The sequence below is a fragment of the Nocardia rhamnosiphila NBRC 108938 genome (assembly GCF_000720425.1).
Taxonomy (GTDB): Bacteria; Actinomycetota; Actinomycetes; order Mycobacteriales; family Mycobacteriaceae; genus Nocardia; species Nocardia rhamnosiphila.
This window is the reverse complement of the sequence record NZ_JOAJ01000012.1, coordinates 161,036-173,714: the sequence shown is the minus strand read 5'-3', so window position 1 is coordinate 173,714 and position 12,679 is coordinate 161,036. Positions and strand designations below refer to the sequence as shown.

10 protein-coding genes are annotated in these 12,679 nt (G+C 66.8%); 8 read left to right on the top strand and 2 right to left on the bottom strand.

Annotated features, from left to right (window positions below; translation table 11 throughout):
* Positions 1–735: 735 nt before the first annotated feature.
* Entirely contained in the window at positions 736–1,464 is a 729-nt protein-coding gene (locus tag IG75_RS0132770) for a TetR/AcrR family transcriptional regulator (RefSeq protein WP_051715410.1), read from the bottom strand.
* A gap of 99 nt (positions 1,465–1,563) precedes the next feature.
* On the opposite strand from IG75_RS0132770, the gene IG75_RS0132765 reads away from it, so the two are divergent.
* Both IG75_RS0132765 and IG75_RS0132760 read left to right on the top strand, forming a co-directional pair.
* Positions 1,564–2,583: an alpha/beta fold hydrolase gene (locus IG75_RS0132765; protein WP_081877282.1), complete on the top strand. Its 1,020-nt coding sequence runs from the start codon at positions 1,564–1,566 to the stop codon at positions 2,581–2,583.
* 473 nt (positions 2,584–3,056) lie between these two features.
* Positions 3,057–3,983 (top strand): aminoglycoside phosphotransferase family protein, encoded by a 927-nt coding sequence (locus tag IG75_RS0132760; RefSeq protein ID WP_030525072.1) that lies wholly within the window; start codon positions 3,057–3,059, stop codon positions 3,981–3,983.
* 928 nt (positions 3,984–4,911) lie between these two features.
* Here the strand turns inward: IG75_RS0132760 and IG75_RS0132750 are convergent.
* Complete coding sequence (locus tag IG75_RS0132750; RefSeq protein ID WP_030525073.1) at positions 4,912–8,028, bottom strand: ATP-binding protein; 3,117 nt, start codon at positions 8,026–8,028, stop codon at positions 4,912–4,914.
* A 112-nt stretch (positions 8,029–8,140) separates the two neighbouring features.
* Here IG75_RS0132750 and IG75_RS0132745 point away from each other — a divergent pair, with 112 nt between their 5' ends.
* The 6 genes from IG75_RS0132745 (at position 8,141) to IG75_RS0132720 (ending at position 12,675) form a co-directional block, all read left to right on the top strand.
* The gene (locus tag IG75_RS0132745) at positions 8,141–8,713 is read left to right on the top strand and encodes an NADPH-dependent FMN reductase (RefSeq protein ID WP_030525074.1); all 573 of its coding nucleotides are present in this window, start codon (positions 8,141–8,143) and stop codon (positions 8,711–8,713) included.
* A 14-nt stretch (positions 8,714–8,727) separates the two neighbouring features.
* Positions 8,728–10,131, top strand: coding sequence for an MFS transporter (locus IG75_RS0132740; RefSeq protein WP_036515737.1), 1,404 nt, complete (start codon positions 8,728–8,730; stop codon positions 10,129–10,131).
* 254 nt (positions 10,132–10,385) lie between these two features.
* A complete protein-coding gene (locus tag IG75_RS0132735; protein ID WP_030525076.1) occupies positions 10,386–10,577 on the top strand; it encodes a hypothetical protein in 192 nt (63 codons plus the stop codon).
* 15 nt (positions 10,578–10,592) lie between these two features.
* Positions 10,593–11,135, top strand: a complete 543-nt coding sequence (locus IG75_RS0132730; protein ID WP_030525077.1) for a helix-turn-helix domain-containing protein — start codon at positions 10,593–10,595, stop codon at positions 11,133–11,135.
* Between the two features lie 2 nt (positions 11,136–11,137).
* Complete coding sequence (locus IG75_RS39445) at positions 11,138–11,296, top strand: hypothetical protein (protein WP_156059310.1); 159 nt, start codon at positions 11,138–11,140, stop codon at positions 11,294–11,296.
* On the top strand, positions 11,293–12,675 hold the full coding sequence (locus tag IG75_RS0132720) for a DoxX family protein (protein WP_245713394.1): 1,383 nt from the start codon (positions 11,293–11,295) through the stop codon (positions 12,673–12,675). The genes IG75_RS39445 and IG75_RS0132720 overlap by 4 nt, the downstream gene beginning before the upstream one ends.
* The last annotated feature ends 4 nt before the right edge of the window (positions 12,676–12,679 follow it).

Genomic DNA, 12,679 nt, shown 5'->3' with positions numbered 1-12,679 from the left:
TCGCGGCCACACCGGTGAGCAGGTACTTGACGGTCGATTTCACGCAGTCTCCTCGAGATTGGATCCGGAACCCTTTGACTCCGTATCGCTTACACCACGATCTTGTTACTTTCAGACCCTTGATTTCGAAGGAAACCGCCAGCTCATGGCCTCTCCGAGCGCACTGTACCGTCCGAGCCTGCCGCGCGCGGCAGTTCACGGTGCCGGACACAGCCTCCTGGCCGATATCGAACCCGTCCGCAGCCTCGTCCTAGAACACCTCCGGCGAACGGACTCGCCGGCCCGACGCCGCATCAGCCAATTCCGAGAAGACCCCTTGCCGTGGACGTACTCTCGCGCTCATTCCGACCGGGTCGCCACGGCCGATGTTGTTTGAGCTGGTTGATACAGCGTTCGGCAGTGTTGCGATCCCGGTAAATCACTGTGCCGAACGCCGGAGGCCAGTCGCCTTGCGAGCCGCGCCGGCGGCGGTGCCCGGCTTGATCGGCCGGGCTCTCGATGGTCGCCGGGAAGCGACGTCGGCGCAGATACTCACGGTTGGCCCGTACGCAGCCCGATAAAGTGGATCGGCCAGGTACGAACCTGGCACCGCGCGCTGCCCCCGACGCTCGGTGCACTTCGAATTCCTTGTTCGAAACCGATGTATTCTTGAACGCTCGTGCCGACGTTGATCGCTGGTCGGCGATGACTTGGGGCGGTAGTTCGTTCAATGATCCCCCTTTATGGACGCCCTCGCTACTGGCCGTCGGAGGAGTCGATGAGAGTTTGGACTCCGTCGAAGATGCGGTCGAGACCGAAGGTGAGTGAGTCGATCTGGCGGTTGGTGCCGGTGAGCGTTCGCGCCAGTGCGGGGAAGCGTTCTGCGTGGCGGTCGACGAGTTCGCTGGTGAGCTGCTGCCATTCGCGGGCGTGGTCGGCGTCGAAATCGGCGTGCTGCTGAGCGAGGTTGCGGACGTGTCCGGCGATGAGCAGGAATACCTGATGGCGTTCGGTGGCCTGCAGACCCGCCGATTCCAGCGCCTCCAGAGCTGCGTCCATCCATCGGAGTTGGTTCGGGCCCAGGAGCTGGCGGCGCATGGTGGTTGCGGTGAGCAGCCACGGATGCGTGGAGTAGATGGTCAACAGCTGACGTGACCAGTCCACTAGCCGCGTACGCCAATCCGTCTCAGGGTCGGGTAGCGCGGGTCCGGGGGTGAGGACGGCTTCGACCATCAATTCGACGAGTTCTGTCTTGCCGGGGATGTGGCGGTAGAGGGCCATACCGGAAACGCCGAACGCGGCACCCACCTTGTTCATCGACACCGCATCCAGCCCATCGGCATCAGCGCAGGCGACTGCGGCAGTGGTGATGCCTGCGATGGTGAGACCGGGCTTGGGTCCGCGCACGGGCCCGTCGGGCTTGCCCCACAGTAGTGCGGCAGCAGTGCGCAGGTCACGGGGCTTGTTCTCGGCACGGCGGGGCATGGCCGGAAGTCCTCTTTCCTGGGATCGAGTTGACAGAAGACCCGTCCGTTTATACCTTGAACAGTCTTGTTTGCAGCATAAACAGTTTAAGGGTTAATCATGCGGATTCCTGCCACGAAGCACTCCCAGCGCCTGCGCATCACCGCGGCGGAAGGCATCGACGAAGCCGGATTCGTGCAGATCGGCGGAATCGGCCAGTGGATTTCGATTCGCGGGGAGCACCGCGGTAATCCGGTCCTACTCGAACTCCACGGCGGGCCCGGCGCTTCCAACCTCATCTACGCCACGCGCACCCGGGGCTGGGAACATCACTTCACCGTGGTGCGCTGGGATATGCGAGGCGCCGGAAAAACCTTCGGCCATACCGGCCCGGACGGTCAGGGTGAGATGAGTCTGCGGCAGCTCGAACATGATGCCCTGGAGGTCGCGGTTTATGTGCAGGACCGGCTCGGCGTCGACAAGGTCGTGCTGGTCGGGTGTTCTTTCGGCTCGTTCGTCGCGCTGCGCCTCGCCCGCCGTCACCCGCAGCTGTTCTCCGCCTATGTCGGCACCGACCAGAACATCAACGCCGGCGGCCGCGACCACACCGCCTACCTGGGCTTGCTCGAACGCCTCGAAAAGTCCGGCAAGCACAAGGACCTCGCCGCTGTCACCGCCATGGGAGCGGACCGATCGACATGGACCACCAAGGACTGGTCGCAGTACAACAAGTACACGGTCAGCTCCGACCCAGTCACCTTCGATACCGTCAAGAAAGTCGTGATGGGCTCGCTGTTGACCTCTCCGCTGCACTCGCTCGGTGAGGTCGGCACCTACCTGAAGGCGATGAGTTTCTCCGAATGCCTCGCACCCCAATCGGTCGCGATCGACGAATGGGCCGAGGGCACCACCCTCGCGATCCCGTTGTTCCTCTTCCAGGGCGAGCACGACGTCATCACCCCTCCGGAATCGGCCAAGTCGTTCTTCGACGACGTCACTGCCCCGGTCAAGAAGTTCGCACTCATCGAGAGTGCAAGCCATTTCGCCGCCTTCCGCCGACCCGACCGCTTCCTCGACCTGCTACTCGCTCACGTCCGCCCGACCCTCACCCCCGACCCGAACGACCCCCAACACTCATAGGCCGGCCAACATCTCACGATCGCGTCTCGCACAGTGTGATGGGACGAAAACAACCACTCCGGTGGCGGCGGCCGGCTTCGTATGGCAGGCCCAGATGCAACCCAGCAGCAGTTATGTGGCCGGGATCCTCGGCCCGGCGCTGGGACGGCTACAACCCGGTCATTCACCGCGATCGCGGTGGCCACAGTGGCAGGGGCGTGGTCGCGAATTTTGAAACCGCTTTGGAGGTTGCGGTGAGAGGACAAGCGTGCTTCACCACTTCGGCTGTTGGGTCCGGGCGGAGGAACCTCCAGATGAGGAAGCCCGGATAGTGGTGTCGCGCGCCCTCACCGGGAAATCTGCTCGCGGCTTACGCGACTTTCGAGTTCGGTTAGGGTGGGGAATGCGTTGACTCGCGCCCTGTAACCGGGAACCCCCGTGACCTCCTTCGTTCGTCGCGTCCCGACTCTGGATCCCACGAAGGAGACCCTTCCATGAGCATGTGGGCCTACATCGACGTCCCGGACGCGTTCGCCGCGTCCTATGGTGCGAGCAGGGGTTCGGCGCGTGCCTGGATCGCCGAACTGCCTCGCCTCGGCGGCAACTTGCTGCGCAGCTGGCGGCTACGGCTCGACGGTCCTGCTGCGTACGGCATGGCCTCGCTGGTCCTGCCCGTCCTCCGGGCCGACGGAACACCCGCCGTCCTCAAATTTCAGCAACTACGGGAGGAAACCGCCGGGGCCGTGACCGGTCTGCGGGCGTGGAAAGGCAACGGCGCGGTGCGCCTACTCGACTATGACGAGGAGAGTGGCACCCAGTTGCTGGAACGGCTGGACGCGACCCGAACCCTGTCATCGGTGGCCGACGATCACCTGGCCATGCAGATACTGGCCGAGCTGATGGCCCGCCTGAGCTCGGTACCCGCCCCGAAGGACCTGCGACAGCTGGCCGACGTCGCCGCCGCCATGCTCGACCAGCTCCCACAGGCCCTGCCGGCGCTGCGTGATCCCGCTGAACGGCGCCTGGTGCGCACGTGCGCGTCCGCCGTGGCCGAACTGATCGGCGAATCCGGCGACCGCCTGCTGCACTGGGACCTGCATTATGACAATGTCCTCGCAGGGGAGCGTGAACCGTGGCTTGCCATCGACCCCGAACCGCTTGCCGGCGACCCCGGCTTCGATCTGTGGCCGGCCCTCGACAGCCGCTGGGATGCGGTAGTGGCGACTGGTGACGTGACACGCACCGTGCTCCGCCGCTTCGACCAGTTGACCGAGGTCCTCGGCTTGGACCGTCAGCGCGCGGCCGGCTGGACACTCGGCCGCGTTTTGCAGAACGCACTATGGGACATTGAAGATGGCAAGTCGACACTCGAGTCGGCGCAGGTCGCCCTCGCGACGGCGTTGCTAGGACGTTCGAGGTAAGAGGCAAGGGGACGCCCCGGGCGGTTTCGTCCATGGCTGCACGATGCCGCGCACTGTCGTGCGGACAACATGGTGGCGCCGGTCGGGCGCCGCCCTCGACGCTGCGATGGCATGCCATGGCCGGGACACCGTCCGCCGGCCGTGCCCGCCGAGATGTTCCACCGGGCCTGCGTCTGGGATGCCCCTCCTCGGTGCCGGCCATCTCGTCCTCGGCGCGTGATGAATGACCACCCCATGACCAACCCGGACAGCTTCGTCCGCGCCGTCGTGCCGTAGCTGGAATCGGAAACGAACCCAACCCTCGAACACTCCGTGTAGCCGCACGGCCCGTACAGCGACCAACCCACCTGCCCGCTCAGCGTGACTTTCCTCGCCGATAAGTCTCAACCCCCTGAACCCACACCGGCGCCACCCGACCGACACACCGGACGGGTGGTGAACACCTACCCGTGTCACGATGGCTGCCCGTCCTGGGCTCACGACTGTCCGAGATCGTCCCCGCCGGCACCGACGTGTGGTTCAATCCCAGCAGTGACCATCGATTTCGCCTGGACACCGACGTAATCCGTGCAGCCGACCAGGCATGACACCCCTGGTTCAGCCTATTTCGTAACGCACTGTGCGGGGCCTGAATCAATGCAGCAATGGGGCATCGACGAACACTCCGGTACCCGCGCCGCTGCCGACGGCATCATCGCCGACCTCGCCACCGACGAACTGGTTCGACCCCGGACACGCATGGATTCGGAGCAGCGGTCTTCCGGGGTTCGTGGTGTATCCGGATCCCCGACAAACAACGCTCCAGTCCGGTGACCGTGTTGGTTACTTCGGATGGTGCAACAGTACGCGCGGCGGCGAGTGCGCAGTCAGTGGCCCTCTCATCAACTGTGCACGCTCTCTGTCGCGACGACTCGGCCGAAACGCCGGGTCACTCGGCCGTGCGGATCGCCGCCACGATGCGGTCCACATCGGCGCGTTCTCCTTCCGGCAGTGGCGCTCCCGCGGCGTCGCGTGCCGCAGTGGCGTCCGCGAGCAGAGACTTCGCCTGGTCGAAATCCCCCACGAGGGCAGCGGCTCCCGCAAGTCCTTCCAGCGCAAGGGCGATCGCACGGGGGTCGCCGGTGCGCCGGGCCACCGCGATCCCCTCTTCGTGTAGCGCGCGTGCTCGTTCGGGATCGCCGCGCAGTTCGGCGATGAAGCCGAGTTCGGCGAGGCTGTGCGCGAGGCCCGGCGCGTAGCCCACTTCGCGATTCCAGTCCAGGGACGCGCGGGTGTGGCGTTCGGCGTCGTCGAGGCGGCCCGCGCGCCGGGCACCGATGCCGAGACCCACCTCGGCGAAGACCCTGCCCAGCTCGTGGCCCTGGCTCACCGACAGCTCGAGCGCGCGCTCGTGGAGGCGGCGCGCCTGGTCCAGATCGCCCGCCAGCAGAGCGAGTCGGCCCAGTCCGGACAGCATGTCGGCGACCTGCGGCCAGAGCCCGAGCTCCTCGGCCCGGCACAGACCGTCGCGGCACAGGCGAGCGGCTTCGGGGTAGTCACCGATGATCTCGGCGCGGCGGGCGAGTAACTCGGTGGCGCGCAGCTGTCCCCATCGATCGCCGAGATCGGTGAACAGCCGGGCGCTCTCGGAGGCATCGCGGGCCATGGCGGGGAGATCTCCGCGCAGCATGGCATGGTGCGCGGCGCTGCTCAGGGCCGCAGCGATGCCCCAGTGATCCTCGGCCGCCCGGAATCCGGCGAGCGCGCGCTGTGCCAGCGTATCGCTGACCGCCTGGTCGCCGCCGCCGAGGAGCACCTCGGCGAGCAGCCATTCGGCGAACGCGCGACCCGCCGGATCGTCCACCTCGTCGAACCCGGCCAGCCCGGTAGGCACCAGTCCCGAACGGTCCGCGTCGCCGCCGCCGAGCAGCATAAGCGCCGACCGCCAGCCGTTCGCCCTGGCCCCCAGCACGGTCGTGGCCTCGCGGGTGGTGGCCAGCGCCGTATCGAGCAGCCGGACACCTTCTCCGATGCGCCCGCGCAGGAACCAGTACCAGGCCGTCGCGTTTACCAGCCGAAGCGCGACGACACGATCCCCGCGACGCGATGAATCCTCGATGGAAGCACGCAGATTTGCGTACTCGATATCCATTACCGTGAGCCATTGCCGCTGCTCGACGCCGCGTAGCCGGTCGCGTGCCTGCTCGGCCAGCGCTGCGTAATACGCGTTGCGCAGCTCGTGCACCGGGTCGGCCTCACCGGCTTCGCTCAGCCGCTCCGAGCAGTACAGCGCGACCGATTCCAGCAGCCGGTAACGCGGTCCGTCCTCGGTGTCGATCGCCGTGACGAGCGACCGGTCCACCAGCCGGGCGAGCAGATCGAGGACCCGCCCGCGCGGGAGTTCCCCGATCGTGCTGATGTACTCCGCCGCCGCCAGCCCGAAACCGTCGGCGTGCACCGAAAGACGGCGCAGTACAGCTTGTTCGGCCTCGGACAGCTGTTCCCAGCTCCAGTCGATCATCGCGCGCAGAGTTTGCTGGCGACTCGGCCCGCCGCGGTGTCCGGCGACCAGCAGGTCGAAGCGATCGTCCATCCGGTCGGCCAGTTCTCGTACGCCGAGCGCACGCACCCGCGCGGCGGCCAGCTCGAGCGCCAGCGGAATTCCGTCGAGTCGGCGACAGATGGTGGCGACTGCGGCGACGTTTCCGGCATCGAGGGTGAAACCGGGCGCCGCGGCTGTCGCGCGTGCGGTGAACAGGCGGATCGCGCTGAATCTCGGTAGCGAGTCGGGGCCGATATCCGCAGGAGAGTGCGGCACTTCGAGTGGGGCGACCGGATATACGGCCTCGCCGGCGACGCCGAGTGGCTCGCGGCTCGTGGCCAGCACGCGCAGTTCGGCGACCGAGCGCAACAGCCGCTCGGTGAGTTCGGCGACCATGGCCACCAGGTGCTCGCAGTTGTCGAGGACCAGCAGCACCCGCTTGCCGCGCAATGCGCTGATCAGCTGGTCGATCGGGCCGGCGGGGGAGCGGACGTCATCGCGGATGCCCAGCACCGCGTGCATGGTGTCCACGATGGTCGGGCGCGCGGCGGAGGTCGCCTCGATCCCGGCCAGCTCGACGAACCACGCGCCGTCGGGGTGGTCGGTGAGCAGCGTGCGCGCCGCCTCGATCGCCAGCCGCGTCTTGCCGACACCGCCGGGCCCGACGAGGGTCACCAAGCGATGCGCGCCGACCAGCATCCGCACGTCGCGCGCTGCCTCGGCCCGGCCGATGAGGTCGGTGAGCTGGCCGGGCAAGTTCGTCGCGGTGGCCGACCGGGGTGTGAGCAGCGGGTCCTGGGCGAGGATCGCCCGGTGCACGGCTGCGATCTCAGGACTGGGATCCACACCGAGCTCGGTGCGCAATCGAGTGCGCAGATCGGTGAAACCGGCAAGCGCATCACTCTGCCGTCCGGCTCGGTACAGCGCCCACAAGTGTGCCGCGCGCAAGCGTTCGCGTAGTGGGTTTTCGGCTACCACCGGCGCCAGCTCGCCGACCAGTCCGGCATATTCGCCGAGTTCGAGCAGCACCTCGGCCCGGGATTCCACCGCGGACAGTCGCAATTCGTCCAGCCGGGCGATCTCGGCTTCCGCGAACTCCGCATCGGCCACCTCCGTGAACGCGGGGCCACGCCACAGCGCGAGCGCGGTGGTGATGGTATCGGCGCGCTGCCGGAGGTCCGGGTCGAGGTGGGCTAGCAAGTCCTCGAAGCGGCCTGCGTCCACCGCATCGGCTGTCACGTCCAGGCTGTATCCCGCGGGCCCGGACACCACGAGGGCTCGCGCACGCGGTTCGGCGGCGGCCAGCGCGCTGCGCAGTTGCGAGATCTTGACCTGCAGCGCCGCCGCCGCATCCCGCGGAACCCGCCGCGGCCACAGCGCCTCGACGAGCCGATCGGTCGATACCGAACGCCCACGATTTATCAGCAGCACGGCCAGCACCGTGCGCACCTGTCCGGCCGGGATCGTGACTGGCTCGTCCTGGTCCGTCCACACCGTCAAGGGACCGAGCACACCGAACCGCATGATCGTGACGATACGGACCCGCTTTCCGCACCGTGTAGGGCGACTGTAGGCACGGCGTAGGCCACCGGGGCGAAGGTCGTGACGACAACGACCCGACTGGAAGGCAGACTCGATGCCCGCATCCGATCTCATGCGTGTGGCGATCATCATCGGCAGCACCCGTACCGAGCGATTCGGACCGACGGTCGCCCGCTGGTTCCACGGTCACGCCGTCGAGCACGGCGGGCTCGACCTCGACCTGATCGATCTCGCCGAGACCCCGCTGCCCGCCGACCTCGACCGGCCCGACGAGACGGTCGCGGCCCTGTCGAAACGTCTGGCCAGGGCCGACGCCTTCGTCATCGTCTCGCCCGAATACAACCGCGGCTATCCCGCCGCGCTCAAGACCGCCATCGATTCCTACGTCGACGAGTGGAAGGCCAAGCCGGTCGCGTTCGTCTGCTACGGCGGGGTCTCCGGCGGTCTGCGGGCCGCCGAACAGTTGCGCCAGGTGTTCGGTGAACTGCACGCCATCGCGATCCGCGACACCGTCAGCTTCCACTCGTGCTGGAACAAGTTCGACGACGCGGGGCAGCCGCTCGACCGCGCGGGTGCGGGTGCGGCCGCCACCGCGCTGCTCAACCAGCTCACCTGGTGGGGTCGCGCGCTGCACGATGCCCGCCAAGCCCGCCCCTACCCGCTGTAGAGAAGGACACCGTCATGAGACGTCCCGCCACCACACTCGCCCTACTCGCTTTCTCCAGCCTGATCACCTCGCTGGACTTCACGATCATCTACGTCGCCCTGCCGGATATCGCCCGTGACGTCGGGTTCTCCGAGCATTCCATGCAGTGGGTGGTCAGCGCCTACGCTATTTTCTTCGGCGGTCTGCTGCTGCTGGGCGGACGCGCCGCGGATCTGCTCGGCCGGCGGCGGATGTTCGTGCTCGGCATGGTGGTGTTCGGTGTCGCGTCGCTGTTGGGGGGCCTGGCGACCACGACGATCGCGCTGATCGCCGCCCGCGCGATCCAGGGCATCGGCGCGGCCCTGCTGTTTCCCGCGACGCTCTCGCTGGTCAACATCATGTTCGAGGAGGGCAGGCAGCGGATCCGCGCACTCGCGGTGTGGGCGATGGCCGGTGCGGGCGGACTCAGCCTCGGTGCGCTGCTCGGCGGCGTTCTGACCAGTGCGTTCGGCTGGCAGGCAGTGTTCTTGATCAACGTGCCGCTGGTCGTGGTCGGCGTAGTGGCGGCGTTTCCGCTGCTGCGCGCGGACGGTCCGCGCGATCGGGGTCGGTTCGACGTGCCCGGCGCGCTCACGGGGACCGTCGGTGTGACGCTGCTGGTGTTCACCGTGGCGCAGGGACCGGAATCCGGTTGGACCTCGGTGCCTGTCCTGGGCGGCGGCGCGCTCGCGGTGACGCTGCTGGCCGCGTTCCTGGTCATCGAGTCGCGCAGTGACAGCCCGCTCATGCCGTTGCGTCTGGCCCGCGCACTGGGGCCGGTGCTGGCCGTTATCTTCGTTTTCGGCGCGACCATGCAGAACATCGTCTACTTCCTCACGCTGTTCCTGCAGAACGTGTGGAGCTACAGCGCGCTGGTCACCGGGCTGGTGTTCCTGAGCCTGTCGCTGGTCATCGCGGTCGCGAATTTCGTCGCCGAGCGGCTGATCGTGCGGATCGGCATCCGCGCCACGCTGATCGCCGGGCTGCTGCTCGGCGCGGTGGGCGGCGCCCTGCTCGCCGTGGGGATGGTCGCCGACGGCTCCTACCGAACGATCGTGGTCGGAATCCTGGTCTACGGCGCCGGGATGGGCACCGTCTACCCGACCATGTACGCAGCGGCGGGCACGGGCGTCGCCGAACAGGAGCAGGGCACCGCGGGCGGGATGGCCAACACCGCGATGCAGGTCGGCATCGGTGCCGGACTCGCGGTCCTCGTCGGTATCGCGAATGCGGGCACGACAGGGCTCGAGGGGGACGCGCTGCGGATGGCCGGCGCCGAAGGCTTGCGCAGCACAGTTGTCGTCGCCGCCGCTCTCATCCTGCTCGGCCTCCTCGCGGCCTGGGCGCTGCCCAATCGGCGCGCGCTGCCGGCCGAGGTCGCCTACGTCTCGCCCTCTTGATCTCGGCAATGGTCGAGATTCGACCGTTTGTTGTAAGCAACGAGATCGCAGAATCACGACCATCGCACTATTCGGTTCGGGAGAAATGGAGTGTCCGGCCCTCGTCCTGCTGGGGGCCGGACACCCGCTCACTGTCTGGAACCGGTCGCCCGAAAAGGCCGAGCGGCTGATGGCCGCAGGCGCCGCCTCGCCGGGCGCACCGTGGTCAACCTGCCGACGGCCCGTCAGAACAGGACGGCGCCGCAGCAGATCTGGTGACCGGCCTGGGCGCGGACCAGCTGCACGGCCAGATCATGACCATCGCTCCCGCGATCGGCTCACCGGACGCGGTGATCTACTTCGGCGGCCCCCGACCGGTCTTCGACCGGCACGAACCGGTCCCGCGGGCACTCGGTGGATGCGTGCCCCGGTTGTCCACCGACTCGCTTCATTCTCGTTATCGATAATGATAATGTTGGGTCATGGGCGCATCATCGGAACGTTGGGCGGACCTTGCACTGCATCCGGTGCGGATCCGAATCCTTACTTCGGTGTCCGGGACCCGCCGAACTGCATCCGATCTGGCCGGTCTATTGCCGGATGTGCCGCAGGCCACGCTCTACCGGCACATCTCAACGCTCGCCGAAGCAGGAATGCTGGAGGTGGTTGCCGAGCGTAAGGTCGGCGGCGCGACCGAGCGGGTGTATTCGGTGCCCGAAGGCGGCGTGACACCGACGGCGGAGAGTTTGGCCTCGGCTACTCCGCAGGAGCACGCACGATACTTCACGGCATTCGTCAGCAGCCTGCTATCGGAGTTCACCCGCTATCTCGCCAGGGAGTCCATCGATCTGGTGGCGGACGGCGCCGGGTACCAGCAGGTGGCGCTACACCTGGACGACGCGGAGTTCGCGCGCTTCGCCCAAAACTTCGCCGAGCTGGTGCAACCGTTGCTCGCGAATGAACCAGGAGGGGGACGAACGCCGCGCTTGCTGGCGACCATCCTGCTCCCACTGACGGAAGGATGACCATGGCAAAAGTAGATTCCGCCGGTTGCGTGGTGGCCGTCCTGCCCGGATCGCACCTGCTCCTGAATCGCTCCGGTTCCGATGGCGCCGTCGATGAAGTCATCGTCTCGATATCCGACGCCGACCACTCGGTCCGGGGCATCACAGTGGTGGGCGCATGAAAAACATCGACCGGACCGTTCCGATCTCGGTGCAACCCCGGACACCCTCCACCACGGCGACCCGACCGGCGCCGCGGGAATCGTCGGCTCCTGCACCGCGCCCCTGGAACCCGTTCACCCGTATCCTGTTCCGATTCTGCATTCTGTACTTCGGCCTGTTCTGCCTGGTCTCCCCGGTCATGCTGTTCGAATTCACCGGATTGTTCGGCGCCCGGTTACCCGACGACGCGGTGTTCTGGCAGGTCCGGTTGATGGAACCGGCGTTGTCGTGGGTGGGACACACCGTCTTCGACGTCGATGTGGCCCTGTACATGAACGGCAGTGGCGATCAAGGTATCTACTGGGTTCAGCTGTTCTGCGTGCTGGTGATCGCGCTGGTCGGCACTCTGGTATGGACGTTGCTCGACCGGCGCGTGGAGTATCGGCGGCCGGCCGGATGGTTGCTGTTGGTGCTGCGTCTGTGTGTTGCCGCGCAGTTGGTGCATTACGGTCTGGCCAAGGTCATTCCGGCGCAGATGCCCGAACCTGCTCTCACGACATTGCTGACGCCGGTCGGCGACCTCACACCGTTTACGCTGCTGTGGAATCAGGTCGGTGCGTCACCGGCATACGAGATCCTGCTCGGCGCAGCAGAATTGACAGCCGGCCTCCTGCTGTTCATCCCGCGAACCGCGCTGGTGGGGACGATTCTGGCCGTGGTCAGCATGGCGCAGGTGTTCATCCTGAACATGACCTTCGGCGTACCGGTGAAGATCCTGTCCGGCCACCTGCTGCTCATGGGTATGCTGCTGCTTGCCCCGGAGGCACGCAGGCTCACCGAGGTGCTCGTACTGAACCACACGGCAGGGCCGTCCACCGCGCCCTACCCTTTCCGGACCACCCGCGCACAACGAATCGCTACCTGGTGCCAGGTCGCGCTCGCTGTCTGGGTGACAGTATCGATCACGTACTTCACCTGGGATATCTGGAAGGCGGTCGGACCCGACCGTCCGAAGCCACCCCTGTACGGCATGTGGTCGGTATCGGAGTTCACCCGTGACGGACAGCTGGCACCGCCTATGCTGACCGACGCCACCCAGTGGCGCACTGTCATATTCGAACACATCGGCGAAATCTCGTATCGACTGATGGACGGCACACTCGTGACGGCACCGGGCACCGTCGACCCTGACACCCACCGCATCGAAGTCCTTGCGGAAGACGTCGGCGGTACATCTCCGGCCGCGCTGACCTTCGACCAGACCACCCCGGACCGGGCCACGCTGACCGGCGAACTCGGCGGACACTCGGTGACCATGGTTCTGCACCGCGTTGACCCGGATTCGTTCACCCTGCGTAGCACCGGCTTCCGCTGGGTCCAGGACCAACCGGCGCAATGACCCC